The organism is Fusobacterium sp. (assembly GCF_019012925.1).
Taxonomy (GTDB): Bacteria; Fusobacteriota; Fusobacteriia; order Fusobacteriales; family Fusobacteriaceae; genus Fusobacterium_A.
Map to the genome: position 1 here is coordinate 1 of NZ_JAGIRL010000043.1, position 19,846 is coordinate 19,846.

Annotated in this window: 16 protein-coding genes and 1 pseudogene; 3 read left to right on the forward strand and 14 right to left on the reverse strand. The window is 32.1% G+C overall.

Translation table 11 applies throughout. The annotated features are described in order from the left end of the window. The 14 genes and pseudogenes from QZ286_RS07590 to rimP form a co-directional block, all read right to left on the reverse strand. A partial coding sequence (locus QZ286_RS07590; protein WP_291256358.1) for a helix-turn-helix domain-containing protein occupies positions 1 to 369 on the reverse strand: 369 nt, incomplete at its 3' end. A 31-nt stretch (positions 370 to 400) separates the two neighbouring features. Next, positions 401 to 535, reverse strand: a pseudogene (locus tag QZ286_RS07595) (transposase); the annotation flags it as partial. A gap of 247 nt (positions 536 to 782) precedes the next feature. Further along, entirely contained in the window at positions 783 to 3,443 is a 2,661-nt protein-coding gene (locus QZ286_RS07600) for a valine--tRNA ligase (RefSeq protein ID WP_291256359.1), read from the reverse strand. Next, positions 3,444 to 4,049: a ribosome biogenesis GTP-binding protein YihA/YsxC gene (gene yihA / locus QZ286_RS07605; RefSeq protein WP_291256360.1), complete on the reverse strand. Its 606-nt coding sequence runs from the start codon at positions 4,047 to 4,049 to the stop codon at positions 3,444 to 3,446. 17 nt (positions 4,050 to 4,066) lie between these two features. After that, complete coding sequence (gene lon, locus QZ286_RS07610; RefSeq protein WP_291256361.1) at positions 4,067 to 6,373, reverse strand: endopeptidase La; 2,307 nt, start codon at positions 6,371 to 6,373, stop codon at positions 4,067 to 4,069. A gap of 18 nt (positions 6,374 to 6,391) precedes the next feature. After that, positions 6,392 to 7,627, reverse strand: a complete 1,236-nt coding sequence (clpX, locus tag QZ286_RS07615) for an ATP-dependent Clp protease ATP-binding subunit ClpX (RefSeq protein WP_291256362.1) — start codon at positions 7,625 to 7,627, stop codon at positions 6,392 to 6,394. A 14-nt stretch (positions 7,628 to 7,641) separates the two neighbouring features. Next, positions 7,642 to 8,217: an ATP-dependent Clp endopeptidase proteolytic subunit ClpP gene (clpP, locus tag QZ286_RS07620; RefSeq protein WP_291256363.1), complete on the reverse strand. Its 576-nt coding sequence runs from the start codon at positions 8,215 to 8,217 to the stop codon at positions 7,642 to 7,644. 114 nt (positions 8,218 to 8,331) lie between these two features. Beyond that, the gene (tig, locus tag QZ286_RS07625; RefSeq protein ID WP_291256364.1) at positions 8,332 to 9,618 is read right to left on the reverse strand and encodes a trigger factor; all 1,287 of its coding nucleotides are present in this window, start codon (positions 9,616 to 9,618) and stop codon (positions 8,332 to 8,334) included. A gap of 16 nt (positions 9,619 to 9,634) precedes the next feature. Then, on the reverse strand, positions 9,635 to 11,353 hold the full coding sequence (recJ, locus tag QZ286_RS07630) for a single-stranded-DNA-specific exonuclease RecJ (protein WP_291256365.1): 1,719 nt from the start codon (positions 11,351 to 11,353) through the stop codon (positions 9,635 to 9,637). Between the two features lie 7 nt (positions 11,354 to 11,360). Beyond that, on the reverse strand, positions 11,361 to 11,723 hold the full coding sequence (gene rbfA / locus QZ286_RS07635) for a 30S ribosome-binding factor RbfA (RefSeq protein WP_291256366.1): 363 nt from the start codon (positions 11,721 to 11,723) through the stop codon (positions 11,361 to 11,363). A 35-nt stretch (positions 11,724 to 11,758) separates the two neighbouring features. After that, the gene (infB, locus tag QZ286_RS07640; protein WP_291256367.1) at positions 11,759 to 13,936 is read right to left on the reverse strand and encodes a translation initiation factor IF-2; all 2,178 of its coding nucleotides are present in this window, start codon (positions 13,934 to 13,936) and stop codon (positions 11,759 to 11,761) included. A gap of 23 nt (positions 13,937 to 13,959) precedes the next feature. Next, the gene (locus QZ286_RS07645; RefSeq protein WP_291256368.1) at positions 13,960 to 14,487 is read right to left on the reverse strand and encodes a DUF448 domain-containing protein; all 528 of its coding nucleotides are present in this window, start codon (positions 14,485 to 14,487) and stop codon (positions 13,960 to 13,962) included. A 1-nt stretch (position 14,488) separates the two neighbouring features. Then, complete coding sequence (gene nusA / locus QZ286_RS07650; RefSeq protein WP_291256369.1) at positions 14,489 to 15,553, reverse strand: transcription termination factor NusA; 1,065 nt, start codon at positions 15,551 to 15,553, stop codon at positions 14,489 to 14,491. Between the two features lie 23 nt (positions 15,554 to 15,576). Then, positions 15,577 to 16,056 (reverse strand): ribosome maturation factor RimP, encoded by a 480-nt coding sequence (gene rimP, locus QZ286_RS07655; RefSeq protein WP_291256370.1) that lies wholly within the window; start codon positions 16,054 to 16,056, stop codon positions 15,577 to 15,579. A gap of 417 nt (positions 16,057 to 16,473) precedes the next feature. On the opposite strand from rimP, the gene glmS reads away from it, so the two are divergent. Genes glmS through QZ286_RS07670 form a run of 3 tightly spaced genes read left to right on the forward strand, consistent with a single transcriptional unit; the run spans position 16,474 to position 19,815 of the window. Beyond that, complete coding sequence (glmS, locus tag QZ286_RS07660; protein ID WP_291256371.1) at positions 16,474 to 16,893, forward strand: methylaspartate mutase subunit S; 420 nt, start codon at positions 16,474 to 16,476, stop codon at positions 16,891 to 16,893. Positions 16,894 to 16,915: 22 nt separating this feature from the next. Beyond that, complete coding sequence (gene glmL / locus QZ286_RS07665) at positions 16,916 to 18,322, forward strand: methylaspartate mutase accessory protein GlmL (protein WP_291256372.1); 1,407 nt, start codon at positions 16,916 to 16,918, stop codon at positions 18,320 to 18,322. Between the two features lie 38 nt (positions 18,323 to 18,360). Continuing rightward, complete coding sequence (locus tag QZ286_RS07670; protein WP_291256373.1) at positions 18,361 to 19,815, forward strand: methylaspartate mutase subunit E; 1,455 nt, start codon at positions 18,361 to 18,363, stop codon at positions 19,813 to 19,815. Positions 19,816 to 19,846 lie beyond the last annotated feature (31 nt).

The window sequence follows — 19,846 nt, forward strand, 5'->3', positions numbered from 1 at the left end:
AATATTTACAGTTCCATTCTGATTATTAGTCGTATAACTTTGTACAGGATTTTTCTTGGATTTGAATTTAGGAAATCCTACTGACTTATCTCTAAAAAAGTTTTTATATCCTTTATCTAGATTCATTTGAGCATTAGCAAGAGCAAGACTATCAACTTCTTTTAGAAATTCATATTCTTTTTTATATTTTGCAGGGGTAGGATATTTTATTTTTTTATCAACATTACTCTTACTCTCTTCATATGCTTTAAGTCTATCATTTAGCATAAGATTATAGACAAGCCGAACACAACCAAAAGTTTTACTAAAAAATATTTTTTGTTCTTCGCTTGGATAAATTCTAAATTTATATGCTTTTAGCTGTTTCATTAGTCTACCTCCTTCAAAATTATTTACTCTTTTATCCTTGTTCCTCTATATACTTTTTTATGACTTCAAGTGGAGCTCCTCCAGTGGTCAACAAACAAAAACTTTTAGACCAAAACATTTCTTTCCAAAGATATTTTCTTGTATGTGGAAATTCTTTTTTTATTATTAATACAGCAAAAATACTGAATGACAATTACTATCTAATTCCATTGCTTTCACTCCTATTTTTATATATTTACTGATTATGTTATATCACTTTATCTTCTAAAAAGCAATAGAGCAAATTCATCGCACCACCTATAGAGGTGGGCAACTTCTTGCTCGTTAAGTTAAAAATTGAGAGTGACTCAAAAGCCACTCTCCAATCTTAAAACTATTATAATTTTATTAAAACCTTTTAGCTTTCCTATTTATTATTGAAAGTTCTTTAAGTTTTCAGTTAATTTATCCATCTTATCTTGATACTCTTTCTGGATTCTTCTCTCTCTCTCTAAAATGTGAGCAGGTGCTTTTGATGTAAATCTCTCATCAGCAAGTTTATTATTTACCTTATCTAGATCTTTTTGAACTTTTTCTATCTGTTCTTTTATCTTCTTAACCTCAGCCTCTACATTTAATAATCCTGTAAGTATCATATATACTTCTGAATTTCCTGTTACTCTAAATCCACTCTGATCAGGTTTAGCTACATCTTTTCCATAAGTCATCTCTTCTATTTTAGCTAATTTAGTTATAAATAGATAGTTATTTTCTAAAGTTTTTAACTCATTCTCGTCAGAAGTTTTAATTACAACCTTAACCTCTTTAGCTGGAGATATTCCCATCTCTGCTTTTATATTTCTAAGTGATGAGATCACTCCTTGAATATATTTAAATGAGTTTACAACTTCTGGTTTTATTTGAGCTTCATCTACAACTGGGAATCCCTCAAGCATAATAGTCTCTCCTGAAACTTTTATCTTTTGCCAAATCTCCTCAGTTATAAATGGCATAAATGGATGTAATAGCTTTAATCCTGATTCTAATACTGTCCATAAAACATATTGAGCTGTTAATTTTGATTGTTTTCCTGACTCCTCATTGTTGTATAGTCTTACTTTTGCAAGCTCTACATACCAGTCACAGAAATCTCCTCTCAAGAACTCATATACAGCTTTAGCTGCATCATCTAATTGGAATTTTTCAAGGTTTGTATGAACCTCTTTAGTAGTTTCATTTAATCTTGAGAATATCCACTCATCAACAAGTTCAAATTTTAACTCCTCTTTATTTACAGATTTTACATCAAATCCTTCTAGATTCATTATAACGAATCTTGCTACGTTCCATATTTTATTAGCAAAGTTTCTTCCCATCTCTAATAATTTTTCAGAGAAGTAAACATCTTGCCCTTGTGAAGTATTGTATAGCATTGAGAATCTTATTGCATCTGCTCCATACTCATCTATTAGATTTAATGGATCTGGTGAGTTTCCTAAAGATTTCGACATCTTTCTTCCAATCTCATCTCTTACTATTCCATGGAAGAATACATTTTTAAATGGTATCTCTTCCATCTCATATAGACCAAACATTATCATTCTAGCTACCCAGAAGAATATTATATCTGCTCCTGTTACTAGAGTTGAAGTTGGATAGAATGTATCTAACTCTTTAGTTTTTTCTGGCCAACCCATAGTTGAGAAAGGCCATAATGCAGATGAGAACCAAGTATCTAATACATCTTCCTCTTGAACTAACTCTACAGCTTTTCCATAATGAGCTTTTGCTTGTTCATGAGCTTCCTCTTCTGACATAGCTACGAACATGTGATTGTCTGGACCATACCAAGCTGGTATTCTGTGTCCCCACCATAATTGTCTAGAGATACACCAGTCTCTTATATTTTCTAACCAGTTGAAATAAATTTTTTCCATTCTTTTTGGAATAATTTTTATCTCTCCATTTCTTACTACTTCAAGAGCTTTTTTAGCTAATGGCTCCATCTTTACAAACCATTGTTTTGAAACTCTTGGCTCAACTACAGTAGAGCATCTATAGCAGTGTCCTACATTGTGCTTTAAGCTCTCTATTTTTACTAATACTCCGCTCTCTTCTAGCTCTTTAACTATTACTTTTCTAGCTTCAAATCTGTCCATTCCAGCATATTTAGGATAATCATCAACAATATTTCCCTCTGGAGTTAACATATTTATTATTGGTAGATCATATTTTTTACCTAAATTAAAGTCATTAGGATCGTGTGCTGGAGTTATTTTTAAAGCTCCTGTACCAAACTCCATCTCTACATACTCATCTGCTATTACAGGAATCTCTCTACCAACTAATGGAAGTATTAATTTTTTACCTACAAGATGCTTATATCTCTCATCTTCTGGGTGTACAGCAACAGCTACGTCAGCAAGCATAGTTTCTGGTCTTGATGTTGCAATAATTATATACTCATCAGAATCCTTTACTGGATATTTTAAATGCCATAGATTTCCATCTTTTTCTGAGTGCTCCACTTCATCATCTGCTAGAGCAGTTCCACATCTAGGACACCAGTTTACCATATATTCACCTTGATAGATCAATCCATCATTATATAGGTCTACGAATATCTTTCTAACTGCTTTTGAAAGTCCCTCATCCATTGTGAATCTCTCTCTATCCCAGTCAAGTGATGCTCCTATTTTTCTAAGTTGGTTAGTTATTATTCCACCATACTTCTCTTTCCACTTCCAAGTTTCCTCTAAGAATTTCTCTCTTCCTAAATCCTCTTTTTTTATACCTTGCTCTGCTAACATTCTCTCTACTTTATTTTGAGTAGCAATTCCAGCATGGTCACAACCTGGTACCCAAAGAGTATTTAATCCACACATTCTCTTATATCTTACTAGTGTATCTTGTATAGAGTTATCTAATATATGTCCCATATGAAGTATTCCTGTTACATTTGGAGGTGGTATAACTATTGAATAGCTATCTTTTCCTTCTTCCATTTTTCCAGCAAAATACTTGGAATCTTCCCATATTTTGTACCACTTAGACTCTATTTCCCTAGGGGAATATGTCTTATTTAACTCTTCCATTTACTCCTCCTCTTCTATTTCCTCTTTATTTAAAAGAGACTCTATATAATTTAAAATATCTTCTTTTCCAGTGTCATTAAGTGAAGAGTGATAAAAAACATCATCATTATGAAACTCGATTTTCTTTTTTATATCCTTTAAACACTTAAATTTCTCGTTATTTGAAACTTTATCTATCTTTGTAAATATTATTTTGAATGGTATATCATGGTGATCTAGCCATACAAGCATCTCAATATCCTCTTCACTCGGTACTCTTCTGATATCTAGTAGAACGAATACAAGTTTTTTACGATTACTTGCTACGTATCTCTCCATTGTTTTTCCCCATTCAGCTTTCATCTCTTTAGGTACTTTTGCAAAACCATATCCAGGTAGGTCAACTATATAGAACTCATTATTTACTTTAAAATAGTTTATAAGTTGTGTTCTTCCTGGTGTTTTACTTGTTTTTGCCAACTTTTTTCTTCCTGTTATACTATTTATAAGAGAAGATTTTCCAACATTAGAACGTCCTACAAAGGCAAATTCCATATTATTTAATTCTGCTGGATAATCTTTTTCATAAACTGCAGATTTTACAAATTCAGCCTGTTTTATCTTCATAATTACCTCACCTATCACTATTCAGCAAAAACTAGCTTCTCTACATCTTCATAAGTAGTAGCAAAATGTATCTTCATCTCTTTTGCTATCTCTGCTGGGATCTCATCTTTATCTATTCTATTATCTTCTGGTAAAATTACCTCTCTAATTCCAGCTCTGTGTGCTCCTATTACCTTCTCTTTTACTCCACCTATTGCTAAAACTTCACCAGTTATTGTTATCTCTCCAGTCATTGCTATATCCTGTCTAATTTTTCTACCTGTTAATACAGAGATTATAGCAGAAGTTATTGTTATTCCAGCAGAAGGTCCATCTTTTGGTGTTGCTCCCTCTGGAAAGTGTAGATGTATTCCTCTTTTCTCAAAGAAATCCTCTTGTTTAGGTTTATATTTATCAATATTAGCTTTTACAAATGTATAAGCAACTTGTGCAGATTCCTTCATTACATTTCCCAATGTTCCAGTTAGAGAGATCTCTCCTTTTCCTGGTATAGATACACCTTGAACTTCAAGAGTTACTCCTCCTACTGATGTCCAAGCCAATCCATTTACAACTCCTAACTTAGGTGTCTTTTCCTTCTGTTTCTCTGGTCTAAATTTAGGTTTACCTAAATATTTTTCCAATGTATTAGTTCTTACAACAATTTTTTTCTTGTTCTCTTCTACTACTTCTCTTGCTGCTTTTCTGCATAGAGTTATTATCTCTCTCTTTAGATTTCTCACTCCAGCTTCTCTAGTATACTCATCAATTATCTTCAAGATTACATTATCTGATAGTGTAAGCTCTATATTTTTCAAACCACTTTCCTCTTTAGCCTGTTTTACTAGATATTTTTGAGCTATGTGTAATTTCTCAAACTCTGTATATGAAGAGATATTTACTATCTCCATTCTATCTCTTAATGGAGCTGATATAGTTCTTAGATCATTTGCTGTGGCTACAAAGAATACCTTTGATAGATCAAAAGGCATATCTATGTAGTGATCTTCAAAATGACTATTTTGCTCTGGATCTAATACCTCTAACATTGCTGAGGCTGGATCTCCTTTATAGTCATTTGACATCTTATCTATCTCATCTAATAGTATTACTGGATTTTTTGTACCAGCTTCTTTTATCGCCTTTATTAATTTACCTGGCATAGATCCTATATAAGTTCTTCTATGTCCTCTTATCTCAGCTTCATCTCTTACTCCACCTAGAGATACTCTCACGAATTTTCTTCCCATTGCATCTGCTATTGATTTTACTAGAGATGTTTTTCCTATTCCAGGAGGTCCTGCTAAGCATAGTATACTTCCCTTCATATTAGGATTCAATTTTTTTACGGCTAAAAAGTCCAATACCTTGTTCTTAGCATCTTTTAAACCATAGTGATCTCTCTCTAAAATCTCACTTGCTTTCTTTAAATCAACTATATCTTTAGTTGATTTTTCCCAAGGTAACTCTATAACTGTCTCAATATAATTTCTTGAAACTGTTGCTTCTGCTGAAAAAGGAGGCATTTTAGCTAATTTTTTCATTTCACTATCAATTTTATCTTTTACATCTTTTGGAAGTTTTGCTTTCTTTACTTTTTCAACTAATTCAAGCATATCATCATCTTGTGAATAATCTCCCAATTCCTCTTTCATAGCATTTATTTTCTCTTTTATAAAGTAATTTTTTTGAGCTTCATTCATCTTAGCTTTTACTTTATCATCAATCTTTTTCTCTAATGAAACTATCTCCATTTCAGAAGTTAAAAGCTCTAGTATCTTAATTCCTCTTTCAGTTACATCTAAAACTTCTAGTAGCTCCTGTTTTTTCTCACTCTTTAATGGAAGATTTGCTGCAATTATATCTAAAGCACTATTTATATTTTTTATACCTTTTAAGTTTACCAATAGTTCTGATGAAACTTTTCCAGTAAGTCCTATATATTTTTCAAATAGTCCCAATACCTTTCTATATACTGCTTCAGCCTCTTTTGTAGCTCCATTTACACACTTTAATACCTTGTATTCAGCTTTATAAATGTCCTCTTCAACTGTAGTAGAATTTATCTCTACTCTCTCTTCTGCCTCTACTAAGACCTTTATATTATTATTTGGCATCTTAACTATCTGTAGTATATTAGCCACAACACCAATTTTATATATGTCTTTCTCTAAATTTGGCTCCTCTTTTGTTGGATCCTTTTGCATTCCAAGTACTAATTTACTCTTGCTACTTACAGCAACTTCAAGTGTACTTATACTCTTTACCCTACCTACATAAAGAGGGGTTACTATCCCTGGGAAAACTATTAAATCCCTAGTAGGTAAGAACAATGTTTTACTCATTAGTCATCCCTCCGTTTTTTACTTTTCTATTATAGCTTTAGTTGAATCAAGAATTGCATCTTCACCAATTATTACTTTTGAAATATCATCATCTGAAGGTACTTCATACATAAGTTCTAACATTGTTTGCTCTATAATAGCTCTCAATCCTCTTGCACCTATTCTTCTCTCTAAAGCTAACTGTGCTATTCTTTTTAATGCTTCTGGAGTGAACTCTAACTCTACCCCTTCAAGATCAAAAAGTTTTTTATACTGCTTAACTATTGCATTTTTAGGTTCTGTTAATATTTTTATTAAAGCATTTTCATCTAAGTCTTTAAGAGTTGTTATTATTGGTAATCTTCCTACAAGTTCAGGTATGATTCCCTGTTTTACTAAATCTTCTGGTAAAACTTTAGCAAATACCTCTCCAACTCTCTCCTCTTTCTCTTTTGAAATATCAGCTCCAAAACCAATTACTTTTTTATTCGTTCTAGATTTTATAACTTTTTCCAATCCTTCAAAGGCTCCACCTACAATAAATAATATATTACTTGTATCTATCTCTATTAGCTCTTGATTTGGATGTTTTCTTCCACCTTGAGGTGGAACTTGAGATCTTGTCCCTTCGATTATTTTTAGAAGAGATTGTTGAACTCCCTCTCCTGAGACATCTCTTGTTATTGAAACATTTTCAGATTTTCTTGCAATCTTATCTATCTCATCTATATATATAATTCCTCTCTCTGCTGCCTCTACATCATAATCAGCTGCTTGTAGTAGTCTAACTAAAACATTTTCAACGTCATCTCCTACATATCCAGCCTCTGTAAGTGTTGTTGCATCAGCTATTGCAAAAGGAACTTTTAAACTTCTTGCAAGTGTTTGTGCAAGAAGAGTTTTTCCCGATCCAGTAGGACCTATCAATAGTACATTTGATTTTTGTAACTCTACACTATTCTCATCAGATCTTTCCACATTATCTAAAATTCTCTTATAGTGGTTGTATACTGCAACTGCAAGAATTTTTTTTGTCTCATCCTGTCCTATTACATACTCGTCCAATTTCTCTTTTATCTCTTTTGGTGTAAGTAATGTTTCCTCTAACAACTCTTCTGGCATTGCTGTCTTTATATGCTCTTTTGAAAGTTCTAAAATATCTGAACAACTCTCAATACATCTATCACATATAAGTGCTCCATCTATTCCACTAAATAATTTTGATACTTCATCTTCAGTGCTTCCGCAGAAAGAACATCTAGCTTTTTTACTCATCTCTCTTCTCCTTTCTACTTTTTAAATACTTGATCAATTAATCCATACTCAACAGCTTCCTGTGCTGACATATAGTTATCTCTCTCAGTATCTTTTAATATTTGTTCAATATCTTTACCACTAGCATCTGCTAAAATTTGTGATAACATCTCTTTCATTCTCAATATTTCTTTTGCTTGTATCTCTATATCTGTAGCCTGTCCCTTTGCTCCACCTAATGGTTGGTGTATCATGATTCTTGAATGCTCAAGAGCAAATCTCTTTCCTTTTGCTCCTGCAGTCAATAATAATGCTCCCATACTTGCTGCTTGACCTATACATACAGTTTGAATATCTGGTTTTATATAGTTCATTGTATCATAGATAGCCATTCCAGCAGTTACCACTCCACCAGGACTATTTATATACATTATTATATCTTTCTCAGGATCTTCAGCTTCCAAAAATAAAAGTTGAGCCACTATAGCATTTGCAACATTATCATCTATCTCTGTTCCTAAAAATATTATTCTATCTTTTAAAAGTCTTGAGTATATATCGTAAGCTCTCTCTGACCTACCATTACTCTCTATAACAGTTGGATTATACATTTTTACCTCCCTTAAATAAATAGTTAAAAAATTAATATCATTTATTTCTTGACTATTTATTTAAATTTAATGGCATAGGAAGCAGAAAAATCTGCTTCCTATGTTTTAAATTAATTATTTTGCATTATTTACTATTACATCAATAGCTTTTTGCATTAAACATTCACCTTTAACAGTCATTTTAAAGTTGTCATAGTTGTTGTGTTTGTTTAACTCTTCTTCTAATTTAGCTAAATCCATTCCATACATTTTAGCTATTTCAGTCATTTTTTCTTTTACTTCATCTTCAGAAACTTCTAAGTTTTCAGCTTTTGCTATAGCTTCAAGAATTAAATCAGCTTTTACTTTTCCAGCTGCCATTGGAGCTATTTGAGCTTCTAATTTAGCTCTGTCCATTCCAGTCATTTGTAAGTACATATCGAATCCGATTCCTTGAGCTGCTAATTGTTGCTCCATCTCAGATATTCTAGCTCTTACTTCAGAAGCTATCATTGATACAGGAATTTCAACTGTACTTGTTCCAGAGATTTTCTCTAATAATTTTCCAACGTACTCGTTTTTAACTCTTGCTTCTTCTCTAGATTTGATTCTCTCTTCTGTTTTAGCTTTCATATCTTCAACATTTTCAAATCCAAACTCTTTTGCTAACTCATCGTTTAACTCAGGAGTTACTAATTTTTTAATACTGTTGATTTTTACTTTAAATACAGCAGGTTTTCCAGCTAAATTTTCTGCATGGTACTCAGCAGGGAAAGTTACATTTACTTCTCCTTCTTGTCCAGCTTCATATCCTACTAATTGATCTTCAAAGTTATCTATGAACATTTTTGATCCTAATTTTAATACGTGAGAATCAGCTTTTCCACCTTCGAATGCTACACCATCAACAAATCCTTCGAATGCTAAGTCTACAGTGTCTCCCATTTCAGCTTTGTATCCAGCTTCTGTATCTTCTAATTTAGATTTGCTGTTTACCATCATTTTGATCTCAGCATCTAATTTTTCTGGAGTCATTTCAAAAGTTTCTTTTTCTACTTCTAATCCTTTGTATTCTCCTAAAGTTACTTCTGGATATACATCTACAGTAAATGTTACTTCGAAGTCATCTCCTAAGTTAGCTTTTACACTGTTTATGTAGCTGATTGGCATTATTTTTTCAGCTTTTATTACTTCTTCATAGTATTTGTGTAAAACTTTATCAGTTACTTCTTCTTTTACTGCATCTTTAAATTGAGTTTCTACAGTACTTACAGGTACATGTCCTTTTCTGAATCCTGGAACCTCTACTTTTTTAGATAGTTCTTTTAAAACTTCCTCTTTTACTGGTTTTACTTCTTCAGCAGTAAGAGTTATTTTTATCTCAACTGCAGAATTTGCAACTTTTTTTAATTCGTGTTTCATTGTTCCTCCTTAAATTCTATTTAGTAAAAATTTCATAAAAGTCATCTTTTATTTTTATATCTTTAATTCTTATTTGCATAATCTCTTCTCCTTTATAATAAACTTTTTCAGGATAGTAGACTATATCAAATTTTTGAATTTTTGACTCTATCTCATTTATTTTATGACCTAAATCAAAGGCAACCATATGGTATTTTTTTCCATTTTTTACAATTATACCATTAAAATGTCTATCGTTTACTCCAAATTTTTTTATATATTCAAAAGATAGATCTTCATCTAAAAACAGTGGGTATGGATTCTCTAATCCAAATGGAGCCATACTCTCCATAGCAGTAAATATTTCATCATCAATATTTTCTATTGAGTACTTCATATCTATTTTTAAAATTTTCTTTTCCTCTTCTGCTTTTAACTCTCCTATCTTCTCTTTAAAAATCTCTTCAACTTCCTTCAATTTACTCTGTTTTACTATGAAACCTGAAGCTAAATCATGCCCTCCAAATCTTACAAGCTTGTCTTTCATATCTTGAAAAATATTGAACACACTTATACCCTTTACACTTCTACATGAAGCTTTTCCAACTCCATCTTTCACTGCTATTAAAGCTACAGGCATATTATATTTTACACTCAGTCTTGATGACACCACTCCAATTACACCAGGATGCCACTTCTCAGAGTATAAAAATGCACATTTAACCTCATCTTTTTGCATTTTTCTTATTTTATAGTCCGCTTCATCATATATGTTTTTCTCCAGCTCTCTTCTCTTCTTATTTGATTTTTTCATCTCTTCTATAATATTATAGATTTCAAACTCATCATTTTTCAAGAAAAAATCTGCTCCAATTTTTGAGATACCAATTCTTCCCAAAGAGTTTATCAACGGAGAGATAAAGTAACTTACATCTGTTGTATTTAGATCCTTAGATTGGAATTTCAAATATTTTAAAAGATACATAAGACCCTTAACTTTTGTTCGTTTTAATGCCTTTAATCCCTCTTTTATTATAATTCTATTCTCATCAATCATAGGTACTACATCAGCAACTGTTCCAATCATTACTATATCCATATATTGATACAATTTATTCAAATCAGACTCTAATTTTAAATAAACTCCCTGTGCCACCTTTAAAGCTACTCCAGCACCAGATAAAAATTTAAACTCATATGTGTCACTCAATTTAGGATTGAGCAATAACAACTCATCATCTTCATCCTCTTTTATCGACTTATGATGATCAGTTATTATCACCTCTATTCCCAAAGAATTAGCATATCTTACATCTTCAATAGAGTTTATACCTGTATCCACTGTTATTACAAGCTTACAGTTTCTTTTTTTCATAAAGTCTATAGCTTTTTTATCCAAGCCATAGCCCTCTTCCATTCTGTTAGGAATATAATAGTCAACGTCTATTCCTATCTCACTAAATACCTTCACTAAAAAAACTGCAGCTGTAATTCCGTCTACATCATAATCTCCATAGATGAAGATCTTTTCATTCTTCTCTCTTTTTTCTAATATCTTTTCTACTACACTAGCCATCTTTTCAAATTTAAAAGGATCTCTGAAGTCAGAAATTTTAGGACTTATAAATTCATTAACACTCTTTTCATCAGAAAATCCTCTATTGAGTAATAAGGTAGTCAGTATCTTACTTTTTTTCCATTGTACAGCCTTAGTTTCAATTAGAGATTGAGGTAGTGAACTATATTCCCAATACATTATATCACTATCCTTTTAAATCATTTAAAAGTTTTGATATTTTTATTGCATGTTCTATAGAATCATCTAACTTTACTCTTATTTCTGGTATATATCTAATCTCTATCTCCTCTGCTACTCTCTTTCTCAAGTAACCTTTGATTTGATTTAGTCCTTCTAAAACAGTGTCTTTATCTACTGATTTTTCACCATTCATCTGTCCAGACATTATACTGAAGTACACATCTGCAAACTTCAAATCCTCAGTCACTTTTATATTAGTAACAGAAACCAATCCTTTTATTTTTGGATTTTTAACCTCTTCAAAAAGAACTTGAGAAATTACTCTACTCATCTCTTTTTCTATTCCAGCTAATCTTTGTCTCTTCATAAATAATCCCTCTCTTTCTGTAATTATTTTTTAGATTATTTTAGAGTTCTCTTAATTTCTTGTAATTCAAAAGCCTCAACTATATCTCCCTCTTTAATATCATTAAAGTTTTCAATTCCAAGTCCACACTCTTGTCCTACAACTACTTCTTTAGCATCATCTTTAAATCTCTTAAGTGATGATAATTTTCCTTCATACATTACGATACCATTTCTTAAAAGTCTGATGCTTGAATCATTTTTAACTTTTCCATCTACAACTATACATCCTGCTACGTTTCCAACTTTAGAAACTTTAAACACTTTTTTGATCTCTATTCTTCCAAGATAGATCTCTTTATATTCAGGATCTAACATACCTGTTAAAGCTTTTTCAATATCTTCAGTTATATGGTAGATAATATTTGATGTTCTTATCTCTACACCATTTGCTTCAGCTTCTTTGATTGCTTTTGTAGTAGGTCTAACGTTGAATCCTATTATAATTGCATTTGATACTTCAGCTAGTTTTACGTCACTTTCAGTTATAGCTCCTGAAGCTGCCTGTATTATATTTACTGCTACTTCACTTGTTGAAAGTTTTAATAATGATTCTCTTAAAGCATCTACAGATCCTCTTGAATCTGCTCTTAATACTAAGTTTAACTCTTTTATATTCTCATGATCAAATTGCTCTGACAATGACTCTAGAGTGATAGTTTTCTTACTTGTTTCAGCTAATTTTCTCTCTTTAGCTACCTCTTCAACTATTCTCTTAGCATGTTGTTCATTTTGAATTACATACATAGTATCTCCAGCTTGAGGTACTTGTGTAAATCCTATAATCTCTGCTGGTTGAGATAGTTCAATTTTCTCTACTCTATCTCCTCTGTCATTTAATAGAGCTCTTACTTTACCATAAGTTTCTCCAGCTACAATAACATCTCCTATTTTTAAAGTTCCCTCTTGAACTAAAATATCTGCTATTGGTCCAACTTTTGGATCTAGTCTTGACTCTAGTACAACACCTTTAGCTCTCTTTCTTGGGTTAGCTTTTAACTCTAAAATCTCTGCTGTAATAAGTATTGTATCTAATAGGTCATCTAGGTGTAATTTCTGTTTTGCTGATACTTCAACAAACTCAGTCTCTCCTCCCCACTCTACTGAAACAAGACCATGTTCCATTAACTCTTGTTTTACTCTCATAGGGTTTGCTTCTGGTTTATCTATTTTGTTTACTGCTACTATTATTGGTACATTTGCAGCTTTTGCGTGAGATAATGCTTCTATTGTTTGTGGCATAACTCCATCATCAGCAGCAACTACTAATATTGCTATATCAGTTACTTGTGCTCCTCTAGCTCTCATATCAGTAAAAGCTTCGTGTCCAGGAGTATCTACGAAAGTTATTTTCTTTCCATTTTTTACAATTTGGTATGCCCCTATTTTCTGTGTGATTCCTCCAGCTTCTCCCTGTACTACATTACTTGCTCTAATTGCATCTAGTAATGATGTTTTTCCATGGTCAACGTGTCCCATTATTGTGATTACTGGTGGTCTCTCTTGTAAATCTTCATCTCTATCCTCTAATTCAAGAGCGAATTTTTCTCCAAAATCTAATTCAATTTCCTCTTCCTGTTCAACTAATGCATCATAGTCCATAGCTATCTCTTCTACTATGTCAATAGATAGTGGGCTATTTATTGTTAACATCTGTCCTTTTAAGAAAAGTTTCTTAATTATCTCTGAACTTGATACTCCTAATCTTTCAGCGAAATCTCCTAAAGTGATCTCACCTCTGATTTTTATTATCTTCATTCCATCTTCTTCTATTGTTTCAGAACCTGCAGCTTCAACAGTTTTCATTACGAAATCTGTTCTTCTACCCTTTTTCTTTTTATTTTTCTTTCTTTTATCATCTTCACTGTTTTCAACTGTATCTTTACTGTTGTTACTTTTTTTACTTTTCTTTGCTTTTTTTGAAGTCATCTCTTCTTCAAAAATCTCGTCTTCTTCTAATAGTTTTTTATTCAAAGCTACTCCTTTTCCCCCTTTTTCATCTTTTTCTGGGGCTACTTTTCTTTCAAAATACTCTCTTACCCTCTCAATATCCTTCTCATTTACTCCCGATAAAATTGATGTAACCTCTAACTTAATCTCATCTTTTAGCAAGTTTAGAAATTCGTTACTATTTATCTCATACTCTTTTGCTAACTCATGTACTCTTTTTTTCATCAAGATACCTCCTATTTTATAGGTTAATCTATGAGTCCACGGGCCATCTTCTTACTTTTTACAGCAATCACACTAACTTCTTCTTTTCCAAAAATTTCACCAAGTTGATTTTTATTTCCAAAATATACAAATTTTATATTTAATTCTTTTGCTTTTGCTAAAAGTTTTCTCTCATTTTTTTCACTTATATCTTCTGCAAGAACTAAAAAATGTGTATGTTCTATCTCTTCTAAAACCATATTCATTCCAAAAGATAAAGTTTGTGAGTTCTTCATTGCCTTCAAAATATTTAAATAGTCCTTTTCACCTTTTTTCAAGTGATTTAACATTTTCATTAAATCATCTGCACTCATTTTTATTTTTTTATGCTTAGCTAATCTTTTTAAACATTCGTGAGATTTACAAATATAGTATCCTCTACTTTGTGATCTCTGTTTCTCATCAAAACCATACCTATCTTCGCTTACTTTTGTAAGTCTAAAAAGATCTTTCTTCTCTCTTTTCTCCTTACATATAAGACAAGTTCTTTCATGAATAATAGTAGTATCCAACTTACTCTCCCTCTTCAACACTATTTGCAGTTTTAATGTCTACTCTCATTCCTGTTAATTTTGCTGCAAGTCTTGCATTTTGTCCATTTTTTCCTATTGCTAGTGATAATTGTGAATTGTCAACGATTACTCTTGCAGTGTTTTCCTCTTCAAACACATCAACACTTACAACTTTTGCTGGACTTAAAACAGCTGATACAAACTCTTCAACTGACTCTTTCCAGATAACGATATCTATCTTTTCACCATTTAGTTCGTTAACTATGTTTTTAATTCTTAATCCTTTTTGACCTATACAAGCTCCAACAGTATCAATATTAGCATCTGCTGAGTAAACTGCTACTTTTGCTCTTGATCCAGCTTCTCTTGCCACTGCTTTAATCTCTATTAGACCAGAAGTGATCTCAGGAATCTCTAATTCAAATAACTTTCTTAATAGCCCTTCATGTTTTCTTGAAATTACTATTTTAGGGAATTTGTTAGTTTTTTCAACTTCTGCTAAATAAACTTTAATTCTCTCTCCAACTCTATATGTATCTGCTGGTGACTGTTCTATTGGTGGTAAAACAGCTTCTACACCATCAAACTCTATGAATACATTTTTTCTTTCGTCTATTCTTCTGATAATACCATTTATGATATCATGCTCTTTTACTTTGAATCTGTCATAAACATACTCTCTCTCTGCTTCTCTTACTTTTTGAATAACGATCTGTTTTCCGTTTTGAATAGCATTTCTTCTGAACTCTTCACAGTTAACTTCTATTCTTATAACTTCTCCAATTTTTACTCTTTTCTTTATCTCTAATGCATCATCATAAGAGATTTCAATAGCAGCATCATAAAGGTCCTCAGTAGGTACTACAGTTTTTATCTCATAGATCTTAACATCTCCTGTTTCTCTATCTATTACAACCTCTACGTTCTCCTCTTCTCCATGGTTCTTTTTATACGCTGCTAATAAAGCTTGCTCAACAGTTAAAAGAAGATTTTCTTTGCTTATCCCCTTCTCTTTTTCTAACTCTTCCAAAGCTTCTAAAAATACTTTCGCATCTTTACTTTTCATTATTTACCCTCCTGAAAACTTCTTTAAAACTCATCAAATTCATAAACAAGATTAGCTTTTCTAATCTCTGTAAAAGGAATCTCTAATACTTTTTCTGCTTCTAACTCTAAAAATACTACATTGTTTTCACACTTGATTATGATACCTTCAAAGTTTTTATTATCTTCAACCTTGTGTTTTAAACTTACTTTTATCTTCTCCCCTTGAAATCTAATGAAATCCTCTATTTTCTTTAGTGGTCTTTCAATTCCTGGTGAAGAAACTTCTAAGAAAAATCTCTGCTCTATTAACTTATCTATATCTTCATCAATTTTTCCACTAATAGCAGCACAATCCTCTAGTGTTATCTCTCCATTTAAGTTCTCAACATATACTCTTACATACCAGTATCCGCCATCTTGCATATACTCTACATCTACAAGAGATAACCCCATCTCCTCTATTACAGGAGTTACAATACTCTCTATCTTCTCTACTAGCTGCTTGTCATCCAACTTTGCCATTATAATTTCACCTCTTTTCTCAATTTTTAAAACTTCTATTAAATAGGGAGTGGATATTTTCACCCACTCCCTCCTTAAAAAAACTAGTTTACTACTTTATTCAAGTTATTATATCATATAATTTCTAAAAAATCAATTAATAGTATATAAAATTTGGACTTTTTTAGGTTATTTTTGTTTTTATTTTCCTTTTTTTTATATTAAATATTTATTTAATTTATACTATTTTTTACCTAATATTTTTTCTAAATTTTTTTCTAGCTGAAAATAACGTTTAAATAAATCCAATCTAAATATATATAATTAAATTCTTAAATGTTAACGATTCATTTTTTTAATAATTGTTGATTTTTTGTCTAAATGTTGTATATTATTATCAAAGGTTTAAATATAAAACACTTAAGGAGGAATTTTTTCATGAGAAAAAATGGGAAAAAAGTTGTTATTGGAGTCATTGGTTCAGACTGTCACGCAGTTGGAAATAAAATAATTCATCACGTTTTAGAAGTTAATGGTTTTGAAGTTATTAATGTTGGAGTTCTTTCTCCTCAATCAGACTTTATCAATGCTGCTGTTGAAACTAACGCTGATGCAATAATCGTTTCTTCTCTTTATGGACATGGTGAATTAGATTGCCAAGGAATGAGAGAAAAATGTAAAGAGGCTGGATTAGATAATATCCTCCTTTATGTTGGTGGTAATATTGTGGTTGGAAAACAGGTTTGGGAAGATGTTGAAAAGAGATTTAAAGCAATGGGATTTGACAAAGTATATAAACCTGGTACTCCTATCGAAGATACAACTGAGGATCTAAAAAAAGATTTAGGAATTATTTAACCTAATTAAAGAGAGTGATATTATGAATGTTTACTTAGCTATTGATTTTGGAAGTACATATACTAAATTGACAGCTATTGATCTTGATAATGAGACTATCCTAGCTACTGCAAAGGATATCACTACCATTGAAGATAACATAATGGTTGGCTTTAATAAAGCCTTTGAAAAATTAAAATTTGAAATTAATAAAATAGTTGATTTTAACTCTATAAACTTTGTTAATAAGACTGCTTGCTCCTCTGCAGCTGGTGGTTTAAAGATGATAGCTATCGGTTTAGTTCCAGAACTCACTACTGAGGCTGCTAAAAAATCTGCCCTAGGTGCTGGTGCTAGAGTTATAAAAACATATGCATATGAACTAAATCACAAGGAGCTGGAAGAGATTCTTAACACTCCATTGGATATCATTCTACTTGCTGGTGGAACTGACGGTGGAAATAAAGAGTGTATCATTCATAATGCTAAGATGTTAGCTGAGCACAATGTTAAAATCCCTATTGTAGTAGCAGGTAACAAATCAGCTATTGATGAAATTGAAAGTATTTTTAATCAAGCTGGACTTGATTATTACATTACTGAAAATGTTATGCCTTTCTTCAATAAATTGAACGTAGATCCTTCTCGAGAGGAGATCAGAAAAGTTTTTATGAGTCGAATTGTAGAAGCTAAGGGTATGAAAAGTGCTGAAGAGTTTATTCAAGGGATTTTGATGCCTACTCCTGCTGCTGTTTTAAAAGCTGCTGAAATCTTAGCTAAAGGAACTAACAATGAAGAGGGATTAGGAGATCTAATAGTTGTAGATATCGGTGGTGCTACTACTGATATACACTCTATCGCCAAAGGTGAGCCCACTAAGCCATCTATGATAATTAAAGGGCTTATAGAACCTTATGCTAAGAGAACTGTTGAAGGAGATTTGGGAATGAGATACTCAGCTCTAGCTCTATTGGAAGCCTCTGGTGAAAATAAAATAAAACATTATCTAGATTCCTCACTAAAAGATACAGATATAAATAAAAGTTGTCAATATAGACACGAGCATATAAAGATGACACCGCAGACAGATGAAGAGTTCAAATTTGATGAAGCTATGGCAAAAGTAGCTACTGAATTGGCAATGACTAGACACTGTGGTGAGTTAGAGTGTGTATACACTCCAATGGGAACTATGTTTAACTTAACAGGAAAGGATCTTACTGAAACACCTTATGTTATTGGAACAGGAGGGGTTATAGTCCACAGTGAAAATCCTTCAAAGATTTTGGAGTCAGGTAATTTTAAAGAGGAGGATCCAATCCATCTAAAACCTGTAAATCCTAAATTTTTAATCGATAAAAGTTACATCTTATCTGCTATGGGATTACTTGCTCAAGAGTATCCAGATATGGCTATTAGAATAATGAAAAAATATTTAGTCAAAGTTTAAGTTCTAATTTTAGGAATAATAAGGAGGATTAATTACATATGAAGTTGAGATTTACTAAGTGGACTGAAGATGAGTTCTTTGAAATAAGAAAGGAAGTTTTAAGTACTTGGCCTACAGGAAAAGATGTAGATTTAGAAGAGGCAGTTAGATACCATAAATCACTGCCTGAATCAAAAAATTTCTCTAAAAAGTTACTTAATGCTAAAAACGAAGGTATTACATTAGCTCAACCAAGAGCTGGAGTTGCTCTAATAGATCAACACATAGAGCTTTTAAATTTCTTAGATAACGAAGGAGGAGCAGATCTACTTCCTTCTACTATAGATTCTTACACTAGACAAAATAAATATGAAAACTGTGAAAAAGGTATTGAGGAGTCTAAAAAAGCTGGTAGATCTCTTTTAAATGGTTTTCCTGGTGTCAATCACGGAGTTAGTGGATGTAGAAAAGTGGTTGAAGCTACAAATCTACCTCTACAATTAAGACACGGTACTCCTGATGCTAGACTTCTTTCAGAGATTATGCTTGCTGCTGGTTTTACATCTGATGAAGGTGGTGGAATTAGCTATAACGTTCCTTATGCTAAATCTGTATCAATTGAAAAAACTCTTATGTATTGGCAATATGTTGATAGACTTGTTGGTTGGTATGAAGAGCATGGTGTCTCTATCAATAGAGAGCCATTTGGACCTTTAACTGGAACTTTAGTTCCTCCTTCAATGTCAAATGCTATTGGGATACTTGAAGGATTAATGGCTGCTGAACAGGGGGTTAAAAATCTTACTTTAGGATATGGTCAGTGTGGAAATCTAATTCAAGACGTAGCTGCTGTAAGGGCTTTAGAAACACAAGCTCAAGAGTACTTCAAAAATTTTGGCTATGAAGATGTACAGTTGACAACAGTATTCCATCAATGGATGGGAGGTTTCCCAGAAGATGAAGCTAAAGCCTTTGGAGTAATTTCTAATGGTGCCACTGCTGCAGCTCTTTCTGGAGCTACAAAGGTCATTGTTAAAACTCCACACGAAGCTATTGGAGTACCTACTAAAGAGGCTAATGCTGCTGGTATTAGAGCTACAAAAATGGTTCTTAACTTACTTAAAGGACAACAGTTATCATCTTCTCCAGAATTAGAAAAAGAGATTGAAATTATAAAAGCTGAAACAAAATGTATCCTAGATAAGGTATTTGAATTGGGAGATGGAGATTGGGCTATTGGAATTGTTAAAGCTTTTGAACAAGGTGTTTTAGATGTTCCATTTGCTCCTTCTATATACAACGCTGGAAAGATGATGCCAGCTAGAGATAACGTTGGAAAAGTAAGATATCTATCTCTTGGAAATGTTCCATTAAGCAAGGAGTTAGCTGAATTTAACTTAGCACAATTGGAAGAAAGAGGAAGATTTGAAGGAAGACCAGTAACTTTCCAAATGACAGTAGATGATATCTTTGCTGTTGGCAAAGGAACTTTAATTGGAAGACCTGAAAAATAAAGTTAGTTTAAAATTTATCTATTAAAGAGTA